We start from the raw sequence: 18,806 nt of genomic DNA on the forward strand, positions 1-18,806 counted from the left end.
GGTATCTGGAGATACCGCGGCGGTATGACGTAGGGAAATCTTACTTATTATAGCTATAGTTCTACATGAATTACAAAAGTAACATTTACTAGATCTTAATATTTTAGATCTATATTTTAATAAATAATGAGCTGTAATTAGTATGAATAATCCATTTAAAAGTGAGAACTATAAAAAAAATCTCGATTCTCTGATCAAAGCTGTAAAGCTAGGAAATGCAGAGAAACAATATAACAAAACGTTAAGGGATTTATCTCATGCATTAGAAGGTTTTACAGGTGAGGCAAAAGGTATAGCTGAGTTTGTTATATATACTGACTTGAACAATTATGTAGAACAGCCATTAGGTCTTTTTAAAACATTAATGAATAGAATTTTGGGAAAAAATTTTCCAACCAAGAACAGTAGTATAAGTAATTTTATAAATGATGAGTTGTCAAGTTTCACTTTAGAAACAGCAGCTAAGTATACAAGAATTTTAAAAAAAATTGATCTCTTGGAACAATTAGAAAAAGATTTCAGAAAAAATAATATTTTAAAAGATTCTTTAAATTTAGAACAAAGTGAAAAGAGTCAAGGAAAAGATAGATCACACGAAGTGAGTTTGGAAGGTAGAAAGCAAAAGGAAGGTACTTTTGAGCTGCGAAAAGAAGAACAGCCGAAAGAAAAATTAGGTGGTAATCGCATGAGGCAAATAAAGCGACCAACAACAGCACCTCCGGCTGCTCCAGATTCGAGGAAGGTACGCTTTAAATCAGAAATATCCTCAGATGGAGAAAGCAAGGCAAAGTCTACATCTTCTTTACTAAAAGGAGCTAATAGTTTTAGTATGCCTGATGCTAAGGAAAATCCTTCTGAGGATTCAGGCTATGGAAGTTCATTAAATGAAGAGTCTGTATACAAAGAGATATCAAATTATCAAGAGAAGAAGAGTAAAATTTTAATAGAAAATTCGCAGAGTTCAAAATCGCCCAAAGAAGAGCCAATTTATGCAACAGTTCCTAAAGAACATATAGAAGCAAAAAGAGAACGTAAGCAGAAACAACAACCTCAATCCCTCGTACCACCAAAACCACCGCAAGTGCCAAAAAAAATGTTTACTACTGGTCAAGAAGTTAGACAAGAATCGAAAGTGGTAATCAAAGATAAACCTGCAGTACCGCCAAAGCCTAAAAATCTAAGCCGTGCTAATCAAAAAGTAAGCACAGAGCCAAAAGTAGTAGGAGTAATTCTTAAAAAATCAGCTGAAAGAGTACCACTAAAATCTGAAAATCAAGACAATAGGAAATCAGCACAAAAAGCTGCTGGTAAGGCGATACCAAAAGTAGCAGCAGCTACTATGAAAGGAGGAGCTAATCGCGAGATGGGCAGTAAAGTAAAGGCATTAAAAGAAAAATTTGAGCAAAATCAAGCAAAAGGAAATGCTAATGTACAGCTTGCTGAAAGCAAAACCACTCCAGCAGCACAAGCGGATATCGGTGTGAAGAAAAAACAATCTCATTCATTTCTAACAGAGAATAAAAGATCTGCAACGAAACACGTAACAGCAAAATCTGATCCAAAATCTCATGTCAGCAAAAATTCCCTTCTCACGCATGCAAATGTAAAGGAAATGGTTGCACAAATTGAGAAAGGAAAAGGAGGAAGATAGTAACATTTGGGAAAAAAACATATGTGTCAAGTCAAGAGATTGTGAGCAAATTTAGGAAATTATAGCTAAACTGACTTAGATTTACCGACAATTTGAAAAACCGTCATTCCGCTAACTATAGTATTTTCGAAAGCGAATGATAAAGGTATAATATGTTTTTTTAAAGTAGGGAAAGCGATGGTATATAGTGTAGATTTAAGGGAAAAAGCAGTGTCTTTGGTAGAAAAAGGAAAGTCAAAGGTTGAAGTTGCAGAGGTTTTTGAGATAGGGATAGCAACACTATATAGATGGCTAAAAAAGAAAGCTACTGGCCAAGGTCTCAAAGCGGTAAAAAGTACTGGTTTTATTCGAAAAATAGATCCAGAAATACTCAAAGAATATGTCAAAAAACACCCAGATCACACACTAGCAGAAATGAAACAAAACCTTGGCTTTGGGATAAGTGCAATTTGTTATAGATTAAGACAGCTAAAAATAACCTTTAAAAAAAGTCACATTCTATCAAGAGCGCAATCAAGAAGATAGGCAGCAATTTATCGATAAAGTCTCAAAAATAGACCACTGTAGCATTTTATATATAGATGAAGCAGGAGTTGATAATAGACTATACCGAGAATATGCACGAGCTCCAAGAGGAGAAAAAATATATGCTGATGTTCCAGGAAAAAAGCGGGAAAGAGTGAGTATAATAGGTGGATGAGAAGTTTATTGCACCAATGACCTTCACAGGAGGGTGTAATAAAGATATATTTAATGTATGGTTAGAGCGAAGATTACTTCCACAATTACAGCGTGATACAACCATAGTTATGGATAATGCTACATTCCATAAAACTCCCAAAACAAAGTCATTAATAGAGTCTTTTGGCTGTCATTTGCTTTATCTTCCAACATATTCACCTGATCTAAATCCGATAGAGCATTGTTGGCACACCATCAAAAGTTGCCTCAGACCTCTAATGCATCAATGTACAGACTTACACCTTTTAGTTGGTAATACCATTTTAGACGTTTATCATTCGTTTTAGAAAATACTATAGTTGAAATAGCACAGTTACTCACCCCATAAATTTGGTGCTCTCTTTCAATCAAAGGTGTCTTGCTGCTTGAAATGTTTTCTTTGTAAAAATTTGACTTATCTTTATATCATCTCATTCAAACAGCATTAACATAACTTATGCCTTTTTTAGATGTAGAAATTTTCTAGGAATTGTCTTTTTGAATTCTATGGTATTTTGTTTAACATTGAAACAAGAGGCCAGTGTCACGCACTGGCATGACACCCATTTGTTCCTATAGTTGTCTTTTCTCGTCTACCTTATTTTGCCACTCTGCTGAACAGATACATAAAGAAAGTGGAAAATTGGACATTCTCAACTCGGCTCCTGCAGATTAAAAATTAAGTTGAATAAAAATTGGATTTGACGCAGTTTTTTCCCATAGTTTAAGAAATTAAAAGTTTAACGATTAGAATTATAATTACAAACCACAATAAAAAATAGACTTTTCCATTTGATTTATTTTTAATTTGGATGTTTTCTAATTTTTTATCAGCTATTAGGTTTAATTTTTCTATAAGGCTAAATATCCCTTGGATTGTTTTTACAGGATAAGAACTTCTAATTTTTTCCCTATACCCTATTTTACTTTCATGTTGACTGCTTATCCACGCTTCAACTACTTTCCACATATTGATTTCTGGGTAGATCTTTCTACATGTCCCTTCCAGTAAAATCATAGTTTTCTGCAGCAATAACAATTGTGTTTGAACTTTCATATCAAAATCACCAGTTATTTTTAATAGCTGAGCAAGTAAACTAGCAAATGAAATCTTCTGTATAGGCTGCCCAATAATGGGTTCACCTATTGCCCTGCAAGCTGTGACAAAATTTCTATGCTGTGATGAAACGTAACCAGCTTTAAAGTGCATTTTTGCAACGTGATCATAATCCCGATTTAAAAAGCCTTTGAGTATCTCTATAACGTAATAGCATGTCTCACGATCTATTCTACCCATGATTCCACAATCCAGAGCAATAATATTGTTATTACTATCAACCATTAGATTTCCAGGATGCATATCAGCATGAAAAAAACAATCCCTGTATACCTGATTACAAAACGATTCTATAAGATTGATAGCTATTTGCTTATGATTATTCAGTTTTTCAACTTCGTATATTGGCGTTGCTTCTATCCATTCTAATGTTAAAACCTTTTTTGCAGTTCTATTCCAATCTATTTCAGGTACATAAAAACCTCTGTCATTTTTTGTGTTTTTCTTTAGTTCCGAAGAGTGAGCAGCTTCAAAACGTAGATCTAACTCTAATCGGCAAATTTCAGCAAAAGTTTTAACTAATTCAATTGGCCTCAGCCTTTTTGATTGTTCGCTAAATTTTTCTGCAATTTCTGCAAGCCAAGAAAGCATTTTTATATCTCTTGAGAATGTTTTCTCAATATTTGGCCTTAAAACCTTCACAGCAACTTCCTTACCCTCAGTTGTAACCGCTCTATGCACCTGAGAAATCGATGCTGCTGCAATTGGCTTTTCAGAAAAGCTTGAAAAAATGTCGCTCAATTTACAATTAAACTCACTTTCTATAGTTTTAACTGCTATTTTATGTGAAAATGATGGCAATCTATCACATATCAATAACAAGTTATTTGTTATATCTTCATTTAAAACATCAGTACGTGATGAGATAGACTGCCCAAACTTAATGAACACCGGACCTAATTTTTCAAGAGCACACTTTAGCTTGTGGCCTTGTATTTTATTTATTGATTTTTTTGATGGTGGAAGTAAATAAGGTAATATATTGTAACGCGTCAGCACCGTAGTTATGTGCAGAAGACGCAAAATATTTTGAATCATTTCGCTGCGTAACTGCTAAATATTTCATTTAGGGTTCTATTTTTCATAATCTCATCAGGCTTGCCTTGGCAATAGATAGTATTATTTATACAAATTATGTAATCTGAGGATGGTAGAGCAGAGTTAAGATCATGAGAAGTCATAAGAATCGATACCAATCGTTTTTTTGCTATTTTATTTATAATATCATAAAATTTAGCCCGCGCGTTAATATCCATTGCACTAACTGGTTCATCTAGAATGATCAAGTCAGGCTCTGCAATTAAACAACGTGCAAGTAGCAATAATTGTGTTTGCCCTGCAGAAATTTCTAACACTTGATTCTTCAAAATGTTACCGATACCAACCAACTCTATCGTTTCTGTAATAATGGATTGATTTTTCTTTAGTCTTTTCAAGGAGCTATTTAAAAGGAAATATTCAACTGTTATTGGCATCAAATTACTAATACTAAAATTTTGCGGCATATAGCCAATTTTTATGTTGTCAGCAAATACGATATTACCGGTACAGCTTTTATTTATGCCAGCAATTGCTTTCACTAAAGAGGTTTTACCTCCACCATTTGGACCAAGTATTGTAATTATGTCTCCTCTTTCCATGAACATATTGATATTGTCAAGGATTCTTTTACCATCATATGTGAGAGCAAGATTTTCTATTTTTAGAACACGATTATTGACATTATTCAATTTATTGACAAAATTTAACTTCTTCTCAACGTTTATATGAGACATTTACTGACTTTTTTTCTATTACTTTCATTTACACTATACTATAATATCGCCTTTTCATCCAATTTAAAAGTTGTAGCTACAATCAAACCTATCCACTCACTTGTAGCTTCTATTACAGAAGGGATTTTAGAACCGGAATTGCTTGGCTATGCAACATCTGCGCATAATTATATATTAAAGCCATCTGATGCGAGTAATTTAGAATCAAGTGACGTTATATTTTATGTTGACGATAACTTAGAGACGTTTGTTCAAACTTTCGCCAAAAATAATAAAGAACTAGTGCAATTGTCAAAGGCAATCAACCTACTTCCTACTCGGCCACATTCATTTTCTAGAAAAATTACTCACATTAAAGATGAAAAAGATTTACACATTTGGCTGAGTCCCGAAAATGCAAAGAGCATGATACTTTCTGTAAGTGCAACATTGTCTAACATAGATAAAGAAAATTCCCATCGATACAACTCTAATGCAACAAAAGCTATAAAAAAAATAGACCAAGAAGTAAAAGAAATCATGAAAGAACTGAATGATTTTAAAAATCAAAAATATATCGTCACTCACGATGCTTATCAATATTTTGAAAAATATTTTGGTTTAAATCACCCAAGCGCCATTCTTTCCATAGAAGAGGATTCTTACATAGGTATGAGGAGTTTAATGAAGCTAAAAAAGATAATGAAGGAAGAAAACGTTAAATGTATATTTGCTCATTCACAGGAAGACAGCATAAAGCCTAATGCTCTTTCTAATGACGCAAAAATGGTAGTTCTTGATCCTATTGGATCAGACATAGAGCCTGGAAAAGATGCATATCTAGCTATAATCAATAACATTGCACAAAATTTTAAGTCTTGTTTTGTTGAGTAATAAGTTCCCTTTTAGCTTACTGTTTTATTGTTCTGCATTTATTTGTCCTTTACATATTGTGCAGGTTTAGAATTATGCTTTATTCTTACGTTTATGTCTTGGCCCAATACAATCAATAAGTTAAGCAAGTATTCTAAGGAGAACCCTTCGATTTTTGACCTATTGATTTGAGATACTTTAGGCTGATCAATCTTTAGAGCGTTTGCTGCTTTTTTCTGTGTTGTGTATCTCTTACCTATTAATTGTGCAATGACCTTTATTAATTTCAGTTTTGTATCCTTTACATTGTCCAACTCTATTATCACAGGATAACTTAATTGTAAATTTTGCATAATAATAAACTTTCCTATAAAAAAACTACTTCAATTTTTCTTCTTTAAATAGCACATGCCTTCTGACTACTGGGTCATACTTTCTAAACTCCAGTTTTCTGGTGAGCTTTTTTGGATTACGCTTTTTTACATAAAAATAGCCTGTTGATTTTTCTTCACCAGCTCTTGTTGTCTTGATTGCAGTGCTGACTAACTTAACAAGCAAAGAAGCATTTTTTTTCGCCATACTTATAATGATATAATAAATTCTATGCGAGTTTATTACGCAAAATACTAAAAGTCAATCGAATAATGCAGATTGCAAAATCCTTGACAATCAACAGTGCATTAAGTAGCATAAAGTTAACTTCAGAATAAAAAGCAAACGGTAAATAAGTGATAAATAGTGGTAAAAGGGTATTATTGATAGAAAATTCTATCTGTTCTAATGAGGTAAGAGTTGCCTTGTCAATTAATAACAAGGTTGTAGAATTTGAACAAGAATTCAAGGAAAAAAAACAATTAAGAGGTAATATATACGTTGCTTATATAAAGCGTATAGAGCCTTCTTTGCAAGCCGTATTTATTGAATATGGAAAAAATAAGCAAGGTTTTTTGTCTTTTTCCGAGATATCTCTAGATTACTTCAACATTCCAGAAAAAGAAAAGGAAACTATCTTTGAGGGCTACTCAAATGACGATTGTATAGAAGAAGCCTCAGCAAATGTTTCTTCAGATTCTGCAGCTAGTAAGAATGTCAACGAATCAGGTAGTGGTTTTGTAAGAGAGGTACCTTTATATAAAAAATACAAATTACAAGATGTTATTTCAGTAAATCAAAAAATATTGGTTCAGCTAACTAAAGAGGAACGAGGCAATAAAGGAGCTTCATTTACAACATACATAACTTTAGTGGGTAGATACTGTGTTTTCATGCCAAATTCCATGAGCAAAGGTGGAGTGTCCCGCAGAATTGAAGATGCTAATGTCAGAAAGCAGTTAAAGGATATACTAAATTTAATAAACTTGCCAAAAAGATCAGGTTTAATAGTAAGAACTGTTGGTTCAGGAAAAAGTAAGAAAGAAATTGAGCAAGATTACAATTACTTATCCTCATTATGGCAGAGCATTCAAAAAAATGCCTTCTCTGTAAATGCTCCATCATTAATTTACAACGAAGCAGATGTAATTATGAGATCTGTTCGTGATTTTTGTAGCGATGGTATAGAAGTTATAGTGTCTGGAAAGGAATCTTTTGAAGCAGTTAAGCAATATGCTAACAATGCACTAAAAGGTAGTAAGTTGCGCTATAGATTGTATAGAGGTTATGCTCCGATCTTTACTTACTACGGAATCGAAGATCAAATTTCTGAGTTATATAGCAATAGAGTAGAATTGCCATCTGGTGGGTCTTTGATAATAACTTTAACTGAGGCGTTTGTTTCAATAGACGTAAATTCAGGAAAGATGACAGGAGAAGATAGCATAGAAGAAACAGCTTATAGAACCAACATGGAAGCAGTACCTGAAATATCAAGACAGGTGAATCTTAGGGGCCTATCAGGATTAATAGTAGTCGATTTTATTGATATGTTGAAATATCAGTATTGCAGAGCTGTTGAGTCTGCTATAAAGCAAGCGTTTAAAGACGATAAAGCTAAAGTTCAATTTAGCTACATAAATGACTTTGGTTTAATGGTATTTTCAAGACAAAGAATTAAACCAAACATACAAGAAATTAATACTACAGAATGTTTACACTGCAAAGGTACTGGAAGAATAAAATCAAACGAAGTAATTGTTTCATCAATACTAAGGGACTTACAACATATTGCTAACAAGAATCGAAATAAGTCTTTTGATTTAGTAGCACACAGTGCAGTTATAGCGCACATTTTTAATAACAAACGCAATACAGTTTCTACAATCGAAAAAGAGTTTAATATTACATTGAACGTTAGTATTGATAACAGTTTAGATGTAAATACATTTATTTTAAAACAAGGAGATGATGTTAATTTAAACGGTTATAAGCCATTACAGAACTCTGGATACCAAATTGGGGATAGCAGCAATGAAGAAGCTGATAATTCAAATAAACTACGAGGCAATTTTTGGCTGACTAAGTGGCTTTCGCGCCTTTTAAGTTCTAATAACTAATTAGAAACCTAAATTGGGCTTGTAATTAATGAGCCCTATACTTATATATTCTTATATCAGATAATATTTACAATGGGGTACTCATTATGGGAAGAGCAATAGGCATAGATCTCGGAACAACAAATTCTTGTGTTGCAATAATGCAGGGCAAAGATACAAAGGTAATAGAGAATAAAGAAGGAGCAAGAACTACTCCATCTATAGTTGCATTTACTTCTTCAGGAGAAAGGTTGATTGGTGCTCCAGCAAAAAGGCAAGCAACCACCAATGCAAGTAATACCTTTTTTGCTACTAAGAGATTAATAGGCCGTCAATATAGTGATCCTGAGATGAAAAATCTAAGTGTACCATACAAAGTATTTGCAGCAAAAAGTGGTGATGCATGGGTTAAAACAACTGATAATAAAGAATATTCTCCTAGTCAAATTGGTGCATTTATACTACAAAACATGAAAGAGGCAGCAGAAGCTTATCTTGGAGAGGAAGTAAAAGATGCTGTGATAACAGTGCCAGCATACTTCAACGACTCTCAACGTCAAGCAACAAAAGATGCAGGAAAAATTGCCGGATTAAATGTACTCAGAATAGTAAATGAACCGACTGCTGCAGCACTTGCTTATGGTCTTGATAAGAAACATGGGCACACAATAGTAGTATATGACCTTGGTGGTGGTACATTTGACGTTTCAATACTTGAAATAGGTGATGGAGTTTTCGAAGTGAAAGCAACAAACGGTGATACCCATCTTGGAGGTGAAGACTTTGATAATGGAGTAGTGAGTTATTTACTAGATGAATTCAAGAAAAGTAATGGCATTGATTTGAAAAATGATCCAATGGCTATGCAAAGAATCAAAGAAGCTGCTGAAAAAGCGAAAATTGAATTATCAAGTGCAATGGAAACGGAAATAAATCTACCGTTTATTACAGCTGATGCAAGTGGTCCAAAACACTTAAATATGAAATTAACGAGAGCAAAACTTGAAAGCTTAGTGAATGATTTAATCGAAAGAACTATGGCTCCTTGTAAAAAAGCTCTTGAGGATGCTGGTTTATCTGCTAGTCAAATTGGCGAAGTGGTTCTTGTTGGTGGCATGACTCGTATGCCAAAAGTCATAGAGAAAGTTAAAGAATTCTTTGGCAAAGATCCACATAGAGGAGTTAACCCTGATGAAGTTGTAGCAATTGGAGCTGCAATACAGGCGGGGATCATTCAAGGTGATGTAAGAGATGTGTTACTACTTGATGTGACCCCACTTTCTCTTGGTATTGAAACTCTAGGAGGAGTATTCACTCCACTTATTGAGCGTAATACTACAATTCCTACTAAAAAATCTCAGGTGTTTTCAACTGCAGAAGATAACCAAACAGCTGTTACAATTAAGGTGCATCAGGGTGAAAGAAAACTGGCAGTTGATAATAAGCTACTCGGTCAGTTTAGTTTGGAAGGGATACCTCCTGCTCCGCGCGGAAGGCCACAAATTGAAGTGACATTTGATATAGATGCAAATGGAATAGCACACGTTTCTGCAAAAGATAAAGCTACTGGAAAAGAGCAAAAAATACGCATTCAATCTTCAGGTGGTTTATCTGATGATGAAATAAATCGCATGGTAAAAGAAGCTGAAGAAAAAGCGCAAGAAGATGAAAAGCGCAAAAAGTTTATTGAAGTGAAGAATCAAGCGGATAGCTTAGTCCATTCTACAGAAAAGTCTCTGACAGAGTATGGTGATAAAGTTTCACCAGAAGATAGATCTGCTATTGAAAATGCAGTTAACGAATTAAAAGAAGTTAGTAAATCTGATAACATTGATGACGCTGATTCAATACAGCAGAAAGTCACTAATCTTTCTCAATTATCTATGAAACTTGGAGAAGCTATGTATCAAGCATCTCAACAAAATAGTGCTGAAAATGGCTTTTCATCAGAAGGAAATCCAAATGATAAAGAGGAAAAAGTAGTAGATTCTGATTATCAAGACATAGATAATAAAGAAGAGAATAAGTAATTGCGATTGTCATCCAAGTAGCTGATACTGGGATGACAAGAAGAGCATATTGTTGCTTAAAGAAACCATTATGGATATTATTAAAACAATAGAAGAAAAGATACGCGATTCGATAGATGTAATTGATATCAACATTATCGATGAATCAGCAAAGCATGCTGATCATTATTTTGCTTCATCTTCAACATTACCTTCGCACATTAAATTAATATTAATATCTGACGGCTTTATTGGAATGAGCGTTCTAAAAAGACACAAGTTGATTTATGAGTTATTGAAGGGTGAGATAGAGCTAATACATGCAATTTCTCTTCACTTGTATACGCAAGATGAGTACAATTTAAAAAATAAATAATAAAAATGTGAAGGAAGAGTCTATATTAGTTAAAGCAGGAAGAAAATTTAATGACTATAAAGGTTCCATGAACCCGCCAGTTTATCATTCTTCTACCATATTATTCCCTACTTACAAGGACTACTTAAATGCAGCAAATGGAGAAAGTATATACGATGTAATCAACGATGGTGTTGCAAGGGATTATAGCTACAGTAATGTTGGTACTCCTACTGTTCATTATCTTTCAAATGCACTGGCTGAAATTGAAGGGAGTGGACAAGCGCTTATTTATCCTTCCGGACTATTTGCACTTACTTTTGCTATTCTAACTTTCGCTAAAGCAGGCTCGCACGTTTTAATTCAAGATAATAGTTATTATAGGCTTAGGAGGTTTGCAGAAAATGAGCTACCAAAAAGAGGAACAGAAGTAACTTTTTATGATCCAACACAGGATATAACTGATTTAATTCAGAGTAATACTTCATTGATAATGATCGAGACTCCTGGTTCTGTAACGTTTGAGATTTCGAATATAGAGCATATAGTAAAAGTTGCTAAAGAACGTGGAATTGTAACCGTTTGTGACAATTCATGGGCCACTCCTTTGTTATTTAAGCCGCTTGATTATGGAGTTGATGTTGCACTATATGCGGTGACAAAGTATCTAGCCGGTCACTCAGATTTAGTGATGGGAGCTATGGTTGCTGAAGGTGAAACTTTTAAATTGCTTTATGAGAGCTATAAAAATTATGGAGTAACCATTCAATCGCACGACTGCTACCTTGCACATAGGGGACTAAGAACACTGCATGCACGTATGGCAAGGCACCAAAATACAGCAATGGAAGTGGCAAAGTGGCTAGAAAAACATTCAAAAATCAAAAAAGTTTTGTATCCAGCACTTCCCTCCCATCCTCAACACGAATTATGGAAAAGTTACTTCAAAGGAGCAAGTAGCGTATTTAGTATAATACTGGATAGAGAATATTCATGTGAAGAACTAAGCTGCATGGTTGATCATATGAAAATTTTTAGTATTGGTGCTTCTTGGGGAGGGTGTGACAGTTTGATATTACCAATAGATCGTAGATCTATGTCAAGATCTGTAATGAATTCAGATTATGGTGGAAGTTTCATGCGGATATTTTGTGGACTAGAAGATTCTGAGGATTTGATCTCTGATTTAAATGCTGCACTAGCAAGACTGCCATGTTTGAATATCAAAGCTGGCAGATGAAACTGAGAGAATTACTGCATAACATTATTGATGTTAACTTTGATATTGAAATCAAGGGCGTTACATGTAACCCCAAGAGAGTCAAGGAAGGTTATCTTTTTGTTTGTGTGTCAGAAAGGAGTAAAGAATACGCAACATGCGATACTGGAATCCATATCCTTCCTACTGAATCACAGTGTTACGTACACAACTGTGTAGACGTTGTGATACAAGGGGCCAAGAAAGATGTCATCCCAGTGCTTGACTACTTGGATCCAGAAAATTTAATTGTAAATGAACACACTAAGCAATTGTATAATAAAAACTGGATTCCAGTGTCAGCTACTTGCATGACAAATACTCCGGGTTTTGCAGTGCTTGAACACCTAAACCCTCAAGAAATATACAGCGAAATAGTCAGCAGGTTTTATCAATTCAAACAGCCCAAATATGTTGCTGCTGTAACTGGTACAAATGGTAAAACTTCAGTAGTAGAATTTTGCCGCCAGATCTGGCAAAACTCTGGCTATAATGCTGCGTCTATTGGAACACTTGGAACATGCATCAATAATGGCAGAAAAGGTAATAGCAACAGCCTTACCACTCCAGGTGCAGAAGACCTTTACGCAACATTGCGTGGTATAAGTGTAGAACACTTAGTGTTGGAATCATCAAGTCATGGGATTGATCAATACAGAATCCATGGATTAAAGTTGAGTGCTGCAGCTTTTACTAATTTCTCGCAAGATCATTTAGATTACCATAAAAGTCTTGGTGGATATTTAGAAACTAAAAAAAGGTTATTTTACGAAGTATTACCAGAAGGAAAAACAGCGATTTTAAATGCGGATATAGATGAATATGGCGCATTGCTTAAAATAGCTGAAAAACGCAGTAATAAAGTTGTGACTTATGGAAAAAAAGGCTCTGATATTACTTTATTAGAGCAAACATCAACCCCTAATGGTCAACATCTTACAGTAAAAATTGATAACCAAATTTACAATACATTTTTCCCAGTTTTAGGAAAATTTCAAGCATATAATCTGCTATGTGCAATTGGTATATCTGGATTAAATTACAGAGAAATATGCGTAGAAAAACTCGTTTCTCCACCAGGAAGAATGGAAAAAGTGAAACCTTTTGCATTCGTGGATTACGCTCATACTCCAAGTGCGCTTAAACAAGCCCTATTGTCTTTAAAATGGCATATCAACAAAAAAATAATTCTAGTTTTTGGATGCGGTGGAAATCGCGATCAGACGAAACGTTCAGAAATGGGCAAAATAGCACAAATGTATGCAGATAAAGTAATAATTACAGATGATAATTCGCGTGATGAAGATCCGGCAAAAATTCGCCACGATATTTTGCTACATTGCCCTGATGCACTGGAGATAGGAGGTAGGAGAGAAGCTATAGAGAAAGGCGTAGATATTGCCTATAACGAGGGTATGATTCTGCTAGTTGCAGGAAAGGGAAATGAGAAATTTCAAATTATAGGCAACCAAACTTTTGAATTTAGCGATGTTGAGGTTATTAAAAATAAAGTTGCATCTTGACCTATATATTCTGGCCAACTTTCTGCACAAAACTCTCTGTTTCTTCCATTTTAGTGTTAGGTTTTGACATGTATCCGTTCAGCGGAGTGGCAGAATAAGGTAGACAAGGTGATCTAAAAAGATAATCATAGAGCAAAAGTGAAGTAATATGGTAAACCTTTTAGAACTTTGCAAAAATTTACAGCAAAAAATAGAAAGGTTAGAAGCAAAAATAGAAAGATTGGAAAAAGAGAATGAAAGTTTAAAAGCAGAAAATAAGGCTTTAAAGATAGAAAATGCTGAGTTAAGAGAAAGACTCGGTTTAAGCTCAAAAAATTCATCAATACCAAGTTCCAAAGAGTTGTATAAAATAAAAAAGAATAAGCCGAAAAGCGAAAGGAATATTGGCGGTCAGGTTGGTCATAAAGGAAGTTTTCGCGCCAACATGGATGCAGATAAAGTAGTAAAGATAGAGTTGCCTAATACTTGCGAATGCGGAGGAGAAATTGCAATACGTGAAAAACCATATATTCATCAGAAAGTTGATCTTCCAGAAATCAAGCCTTATGTAGTGGAATATCAGTTAGAACATGGCCGTTGTCGGAGATGCGGAAAGAGAAGAAGTAGCAAGTTACCGGAAGGTGTTACGCCAGATACATTTGGTCCAAGGGTTAAGTCAATAATTGCAGCGTTCAGCGGATTCTACAAAAATTCAAAACGCGAAATAGCGAGTGTCGTAAATGATATCTTCAATTTGAACATAAGCGTCGGTAGCATATCAAATAGTGAACATAGAGTTGCTTCAAAATGCAAAAAAATGTATGAGCAGATCGAACAAGAGATAAGTAGGAGTAAAGTTCTACATATTGATGAAACGAGCCATTATAACAAAGGTAAACTCGCTTGGTGTTGGATGTTTGCAAGCAATACGGCAAGTTTTGTAAAATTTACAGAGTCAAGAGGAATGAAAGTTTTACAAAATAGTAAATTCTGCAATCGCAATAGCTTGGTAATAACTGACAGGTATGCAGCATACAATTATTTTGCCGATAAAAACAGGCAAATCTGTTGGGCACATTTATCAAGAGATTTTGAAAGATTAGCACATAGTTGGAATATTGAAGTTAAAGTTCTGGGTTGTTACTTGAGAAACGTGGCCACTGAATTATTTGCACTAAAAAAAGCTTTACTAAAAAGTGAGATAGATGTTTTGAGGTTTGTCAGACGTGCCAGAAAATTAAGAAAACGTACAAAGTATTACTTGAAGGAGATATCTCGTTTACCTGAAGCAATTGGAGCCTCTCGAGTTGCAAAAAATGTTCTGAGATCTGAAAGAATGATGTGGAAATTTTTAGATGACCCAGAAAATATTCCGCTGACAAATAACCACGCTGAACGGCAAATTCGGCATTATGTCGTTTATCGCAAAAACTCATATTTTACACAATCAAAGCGGGGAAATACATTCCTTGAGCGGATAATTTCATTATACTTAACTTGGAAACAAAGGGGTCTCAATCCTTTCCAAAATCTCCTATCTATTGTTTCTTAAACCACTCTCCTGAACGGATACGATATGTTAATAAAAGACATAGATTATGATGAAGAAAATATCTCAATAATTGACTTAAGCTTAGATGTTAAGCAAGAGGTCGCAGCACACCATTCTACTGTTGAAAAACAGCCTAAAGAATATAGCTGAAATTTTAGGTCTACTGGCTGACCTTCTGAACACTTTCTATACTACTTAAAGTAGGCTTTTCGTTTTTCCTAAAGTATAAACTTAGATAAATCAAGCTGCTTCGAAATTGACTCAAGTTTATCTTTTACATGCTTGCTGTCTATAATGAATTTTTCGCTATTTTTCTCAGAAGCAATGAAACTTATCTCATCTAAAAGCTTCTCCATAACAGTGTGAAGCCTTCTTGCGCCTATATTTTCCACTTGCCTATTAACTGTAAACGCTATTTCAGCTATGGTTTTTATACCATCATCAGTGAACTCAAGTGTCACATTTTCTGTTTTCATTAAAGCTATGTACTGCTTTAACAAACTAGATTCTGGTTCCTTTAATATTCTTATTAAATCTTCTTGAGTAAGTGCCTTAAGTTCTACCCTGATCGGTAATCTGCCCTGCAATTCCGGTAAGAGGTCAGATGGTTTAGACTGATGAAAAGCACCAGATGCAATAAATAATATATAGTCTGTTTTTACATGGCCATACTTAGTTGTAACAGTTGTTCCTTCAAGTAATGGTAACAGATCGCGTTGCACTCCTTCTCTGTTTACTTCACCTTTTACTTCTGTACGCGCTGCAATTTTGTCTATTTCATCCAAAAATACTATACCGTCATTACTAACAAGATCAATGGCTTCTTTGATCATCTTATCTTCATCCATTAGCCTTTCACTTTCTTCATTAATTAATATTTCACGCGCTTCTTTTACCTTCACCGTAATAGTTTTTGTTTTTTTGCCCCCGTTAAACATCTTGCCCATTATTTCTGTTACATTCATCACACCAACTTGCCCACCTGGCATGCCTGGTATATCGAAAGTAGGTAACATACTCTTGCTCTCTCTGACGTTAATAGAAACTTCTCCGTCCTCAAACTCTTTATTCCTCAACCTTTCTCTAAAAATTTTTTTACTCTCTTCGGTTGCATCTTCGCCTACCATAGAGTTTACTATTGTTTTCTCAGCTAAAATTAAAGCCTTTTTAGCTAAGGCTTTACGGGCTTTCTCTTTAACTAAAACTATTGCTGCATCAACTAAATCACGTATTATCGAATCAACGTCACGTCCAACGTATCCTATTTCAGTAAACTTCGTTGCCTCAATTTTTATAAACGGTGCACCGGCAAGTTTTGCTAAGCGGCGAGCTATTTCAGTTTTACCAACCCCTGTATGACCGATCATCAATATATTCTTAGGTATGATTTCATCACGCAATGGAAATGGAACCTGATTGCGACGCCAACGATTTCTGAGCGCAATAGCAACAGCACGCTTTGCATCATCCTGTCCGATTATGAATCTGTCCAATTCTTTAACTATCTTCTGTGGTGGCAGGTCATCTAACAAAACTTGAGTACTGTCATTAACTTGAACATCGCTGTCATTTGAATCAAAACCACTCTTAGTATCTTTATAGAGGTCATTTTTTTCATCGTAGGTGTCACTACTACAAGACCGTCCTTCTGAAAGGGTTATAGGCTGATTGGAAAAATTGGTGCATAAAGTTTTTTGCTTGGAAGACATATCACTCCTCTATTTTTTCAATAATCACATTATGATTTGTATAAACACATATATCAGCAGCTATCTTCATAGCCTTTTTCGCAATTTCCTCTATTGATATTCCTTTAATGTCAATTAAAGCTCTTGCTGCAGATAGAGCAAAATTTCCCCCAGAGCCAATAGCTGCGATTCCATCTTCAGGTTCAAGAACATCACCTGTTCCCGTAATTACTAATGAAATAGATTTATCTGCAACGATCATCATAGCTTCTAATTTCCTCAGATATTTATCCATTCTCCAGTCTTTTGCAAGTTCAACACATGCTCTCATTAATTGCCCTGGGTGCTTGTCAAGTTTAGATTCTAATCTTTCAAAAAGAGTAAATGCGTCGGCTGTTGCCCCGGCAAATCCAGCAATTACGGAATCACCAGAAAGACGCCTAACTTTTTTTGCTCCAGATTTTATAACAGTGTGGCCCAGTGAAACTTGTCCGTCACCTATTACTACTACACTTTTATCTTTTCTAATTGACAGTATAGTAGTGCCATACATTTTATTGTTATCGTGTTGAATCATTTTTCTATCACTTTAAATAAGAATCTCATTATACTTTAATCTTTAGTCAAATTTACTAAATATGTTCAACTATAGCTTATAATATAATACCTTCCTTATAACATTTAAAGTGCAGATGCAAAACATAATTCACCCAGATTTGGAAAAAAGTATAAATAATTGGTTCGAAGCAAAATTTAATGGCCTTACATCGCCATTTTATAGCTCTATAGATCTTAGAAACTCCAGCTACAAAATTGCCCCAGTGGACGCTAATTTATTTCCTGCAGGATTCAATAACTTAAGTGAAGAATCAAGAACAATGGCAGCAAGATTGATAGAAAGCTACTTTAAAAGACATCAATACAAAAAGGTTCTTATAATACCGGAAAATTATACACGCAATAAAATGTATATAGAAAACGTATTTGTTATAGAGAAAGTACTGCAACTCGCAGGTTTTGAAGCTAGAATTGGCCTTTTATATAATGAAGTATACAATTTAATAGAACAGTATGAAACTGTTGTGAAAGAAAACTCTCTGCTAAAGACAACTTCAGGATTTGTGCCTGATGTTATTATACTGAACCGTGATATGACGAGCCACATTCCAGACACGCTGAAAGACGTAAAGCAAGATATAGTACCAAGCCCACTATACGGTTGGCATAGCAGGCAGAAATTTAAGTATTTTGAAATCTATCAAGAATTAGCATCTGAGTTTTGTGGCGAATTTAAAATAGACCCATGGCTAATTTCTGTGCTTACAGAGAGCTGTGATGGAGTTGATTTTGATGATGATTTGTCACTAGGAGCAGTAGCAACTAAAGTTGACCAAATATTATCTCTAGTGCAAAAAAAATATGAGGAATATGAAATAAAAACACAACCTTACGTTTTTATCAAAGCAAGCAATGGCACATATGGGATGGGCATTATAACAGCAACAAGTGGAGAGGAAATATTAAACCTCAATAAAAAAAAGCGTCATAAAATGAAAAAGATAAAAGAAGGAATAGCAATCAATAGCGTTATTATACAAGAAGGTGTACCAACCATTGACATGTTTAAAAGCAGTTCTGCAGAACCGCTAATATACTATATAGGAGATACTCCAACATGTTACTTATACCGATGTAATAGCAGAAAAGATGTATATTCTAGCTTGAATGCCACTGACTGTGAGTTTCATGATGTTAGCCAGGTTGTGGAAGGTAAAATTCTGTCACTTTGGAGTATTGTTAGCAAATTAGCAGTACTAGCGTTGGCAGTAGAAATAAAATCTTTTCACCTCTAACCC

At 34.6% G+C, this 18,806-nt stretch carries 17 protein-coding genes and 1 pseudogene; 12 read left to right on the forward strand and 6 right to left on the reverse strand.

All coding sequences use genetic code 11. The features are described 5' to 3' along the window. Positions 1-142 precede the first annotated feature (142 nt). The 3 genes from AAGD74_RS00605 (at position 143) to AAGD74_RS07225 (ending at position 2,679) form a co-directional block, all read left to right on the forward strand. Entirely contained in the window at positions 143-1,651 is a 1,509-nt protein-coding gene (locus tag AAGD74_RS00605) for a hypothetical protein (RefSeq protein WP_341810661.1), read from the forward strand. 177 nt (positions 1,652-1,828) lie between these two features. Then, positions 1,829-2,176, forward strand: coding sequence for an IS630 transposase-related protein (locus AAGD74_RS00610; RefSeq protein ID WP_338482638.1), 348 nt, complete (start codon positions 1,829-1,831; stop codon positions 2,174-2,176). Between the two features lie 191 nt (positions 2,177-2,367). Then, positions 2,368-2,679, forward strand: coding sequence for a transposase (locus AAGD74_RS07225; RefSeq protein WP_022626381.1), 312 nt, complete (start codon positions 2,368-2,370; stop codon positions 2,677-2,679). Positions 2,680-3,095: 416 nt separating this feature from the next. On the opposite strand, the gene ubiB is transcribed toward AAGD74_RS07225, so the two are convergent. Continuing rightward, complete coding sequence (gene ubiB / locus AAGD74_RS00615; RefSeq protein WP_236514429.1) at positions 3,096-4,526, reverse strand: 2-polyprenylphenol 6-hydroxylase; 1,431 nt, start codon at positions 4,524-4,526, stop codon at positions 3,096-3,098. Continuing rightward, entirely contained in the window at positions 4,523-5,263 is a 741-nt protein-coding gene (locus AAGD74_RS00620) for a metal ABC transporter ATP-binding protein (RefSeq protein ID WP_006279528.1), read from the reverse strand. The genes ubiB and AAGD74_RS00620 overlap by 4 nt, the downstream gene beginning before the upstream one ends. Between AAGD74_RS00620 and AAGD74_RS00625 the strand changes: the two genes are divergently transcribed. Next, positions 5,255-6,136, forward strand: coding sequence for a zinc ABC transporter substrate-binding protein (locus AAGD74_RS00625; protein WP_012673303.1), 882 nt, complete (start codon positions 5,255-5,257; stop codon positions 6,134-6,136). The two genes, AAGD74_RS00620 and AAGD74_RS00625, sit on opposite strands and share 9 nt — an antisense overlap. A 38-nt stretch (positions 6,137-6,174) precedes the next feature. Here the strand turns inward: AAGD74_RS00625 and AAGD74_RS00630 are convergent, their stop codons facing one another. Both AAGD74_RS00630 and rpmG read right to left on the reverse strand, forming a co-directional pair. Beyond that, complete coding sequence (locus tag AAGD74_RS00630) at positions 6,175-6,468, reverse strand: helix-turn-helix domain-containing protein (protein ID WP_338482639.1); 294 nt, start codon at positions 6,466-6,468, stop codon at positions 6,175-6,177. A gap of 25 nt (positions 6,469-6,493) precedes the next feature. Continuing rightward, positions 6,494-6,694: a 50S ribosomal protein L33 gene (gene rpmG / locus AAGD74_RS00635; RefSeq protein WP_006279743.1), complete on the reverse strand. Its 201-nt coding sequence runs from the start codon at positions 6,692-6,694 to the stop codon at positions 6,494-6,496. A 149-nt stretch (positions 6,695-6,843) separates the two neighbouring features. Here rpmG and AAGD74_RS00640 point away from each other — a divergent pair, with 149 nt between their 5' ends. The 7 genes and pseudogenes from AAGD74_RS00640 to AAGD74_RS00670 all read left to right on the forward strand — a co-directional run bounded on the left by AAGD74_RS00640 (position 6,844) and on the right by AAGD74_RS00670 (position 15,412). Beyond that, positions 6,844-8,607, forward strand: coding sequence for an Rne/Rng family ribonuclease (locus AAGD74_RS00640; RefSeq protein ID WP_338482641.1), 1,764 nt, complete (start codon positions 6,844-6,846; stop codon positions 8,605-8,607). 86 nt (positions 8,608-8,693) lie between these two features. After that, positions 8,694-10,616, forward strand: coding sequence for a molecular chaperone DnaK (gene dnaK, locus AAGD74_RS00645; RefSeq protein ID WP_077188333.1), 1,923 nt, complete (start codon positions 8,694-8,696; stop codon positions 10,614-10,616). Between the two features lie 70 nt (positions 10,617-10,686). Then, entirely contained in the window at positions 10,687-10,971 is a 285-nt protein-coding gene (locus AAGD74_RS00650) for a BolA family protein (protein ID WP_077188332.1), read from the forward strand. A gap of 7 nt (positions 10,972-10,978) precedes the next feature. Next, positions 10,979-12,212: pseudogene (gene metC / locus AAGD74_RS00655) on the forward strand (cystathionine beta-lyase). Then, positions 12,187-13,731 carry a UDP-N-acetylmuramoyl-L-alanyl-D-glutamate--2,6-diaminopimelate ligase gene (locus AAGD74_RS00660; protein ID WP_236515210.1) on the forward strand — a complete coding sequence of 515 codons (1,545 nt, stop codon included), beginning with the start codon at positions 12,187-12,189 and terminating at the stop codon, positions 13,729-13,731. The pseudogene metC and the gene AAGD74_RS00660 overlap by 26 nt, the downstream one beginning before the upstream one ends. Before the next feature lie 148 nt (positions 13,732-13,879). Continuing rightward, the gene (locus AAGD74_RS00665) at positions 13,880-15,262 is read left to right on the forward strand and encodes an IS66-like element ISWen3 family transposase (RefSeq protein WP_341810549.1); all 1,383 of its coding nucleotides are present in this window, start codon (positions 13,880-13,882) and stop codon (positions 15,260-15,262) included. 24 nt (positions 15,263-15,286) lie between these two features. Next, the gene (locus tag AAGD74_RS00670; RefSeq protein ID WP_341810662.1) at positions 15,287-15,412 is read left to right on the forward strand and encodes a hypothetical protein; all 126 of its coding nucleotides are present in this window, start codon (positions 15,287-15,289) and stop codon (positions 15,410-15,412) included. 68 nt (positions 15,413-15,480) lie between these two features. On the opposite strand, the gene hslU is transcribed toward AAGD74_RS00670, so the two are convergent. Both hslU and hslV read right to left on the reverse strand, forming a co-directional pair. Continuing rightward, complete coding sequence (gene hslU, locus AAGD74_RS00675) at positions 15,481-16,971, reverse strand: ATP-dependent protease ATPase subunit HslU (RefSeq protein ID WP_341810663.1); 1,491 nt, start codon at positions 16,969-16,971, stop codon at positions 15,481-15,483. A 1-nt stretch (position 16,972) separates the two neighbouring features. Further along, positions 16,973-17,527: an ATP-dependent protease subunit HslV gene (gene hslV / locus AAGD74_RS00680; protein ID WP_077188416.1), complete on the reverse strand. Its 555-nt coding sequence runs from the start codon at positions 17,525-17,527 to the stop codon at positions 16,973-16,975. Positions 17,528-17,642: 115 nt separating this feature from the next. Between hslV and gshA the strand changes: the two genes are divergently transcribed. After that, positions 17,643-18,803 carry a glutamate--cysteine ligase gene (gene gshA, locus AAGD74_RS00685; RefSeq protein WP_338482604.1) on the forward strand — a complete coding sequence of 387 codons (1,161 nt, stop codon included), beginning with the start codon at positions 17,643-17,645 and terminating at the stop codon, positions 18,801-18,803. Positions 18,804-18,806: the final 3 nt, after the last annotated feature.

Source organism: Wolbachia endosymbiont (group A) of Campoletis raptor, from assembly GCF_964026755.1.
Classification (GTDB): Bacteria; Pseudomonadota; Alphaproteobacteria; order Rickettsiales; family Anaplasmataceae; genus Wolbachia; species Wolbachia pipientis.

What these genes read in the sequence shown, in the direction of transcription:
- AAGD74_RS00670 (WP_341810662.1), top strand. Translation starts at nt 15,287, where the DNA reads ATGTTAATAAAAGACATAGATTATGATGAAGAAAATATCTCAATAATT.
- AAGD74_RS00620 (WP_006279528.1), bottom strand. Translation starts at nt 5,263, where the DNA reads ATGTCTCATATAAACGTTGAGAAGAAGTTAAATTTTGTCAATAAATTG.
- AAGD74_RS00660 (WP_236515210.1), top strand. Translation starts at nt 12,187, where the DNA reads ATGAAACTGAGAGAATTACTGCATAACATTATTGATGTTAACTTTGAT.
- AAGD74_RS00625 (WP_012673303.1), top strand. Translation starts at nt 5,255, where the DNA reads ATGAGACATTTACTGACTTTTTTTCTATTACTTTCATTTACACTATAC.
- rpmG (WP_006279743.1), bottom strand. Translation starts at nt 6,694, where the DNA reads ATGGCGAAAAAAAATGCTTCTTTGCTTGTTAAGTTAGTCAGCACTGCA.
- AAGD74_RS00610 (WP_338482638.1), top strand. Translation starts at nt 1,829, where the DNA reads ATGGTATATAGTGTAGATTTAAGGGAAAAAGCAGTGTCTTTGGTAGAA.
- gshA (WP_338482604.1), top strand. Translation starts at nt 17,643, where the DNA reads ATGCAAAACATAATTCACCCAGATTTGGAAAAAAGTATAAATAATTGG.
- AAGD74_RS00630 (WP_338482639.1), bottom strand. Translation starts at nt 6,468, where the DNA reads ATGCAAAATTTACAATTAAGTTATCCTGTGATAATAGAGTTGGACAAT.
- AAGD74_RS07225 (WP_022626381.1), top strand. Translation starts at nt 2,368, where the DNA reads ATGACCTTCACAGGAGGGTGTAATAAAGATATATTTAATGTATGGTTA.
- AAGD74_RS00665 (WP_341810549.1), top strand. Translation starts at nt 13,880, where the DNA reads ATGGTAAACCTTTTAGAACTTTGCAAAAATTTACAGCAAAAAATAGAA.
- dnaK (WP_077188333.1), top strand. Translation starts at nt 8,694, where the DNA reads ATGGGAAGAGCAATAGGCATAGATCTCGGAACAACAAATTCTTGTGTT.
- ubiB (WP_236514429.1), bottom strand. Translation starts at nt 4,526, where the DNA reads ATGATTCAAAATATTTTGCGTCTTCTGCACATAACTACGGTGCTGACG.
- hslV (WP_077188416.1), bottom strand. Translation starts at nt 17,527, where the DNA reads ATGATTCAACACGATAACAATAAAATGTATGGCACTACTATACTGTCA.
- hslU (WP_341810663.1), bottom strand. Translation starts at nt 16,971, where the DNA reads ATGTCTTCCAAGCAAAAAACTTTATGCACCAATTTTTCCAATCAGCCT.
- AAGD74_RS00605 (WP_341810661.1), top strand. Translation starts at nt 143, where the DNA reads ATGAATAATCCATTTAAAAGTGAGAACTATAAAAAAAATCTCGATTCT.
- AAGD74_RS00650 (WP_077188332.1), top strand. Translation starts at nt 10,687, where the DNA reads ATGGATATTATTAAAACAATAGAAGAAAAGATACGCGATTCGATAGAT.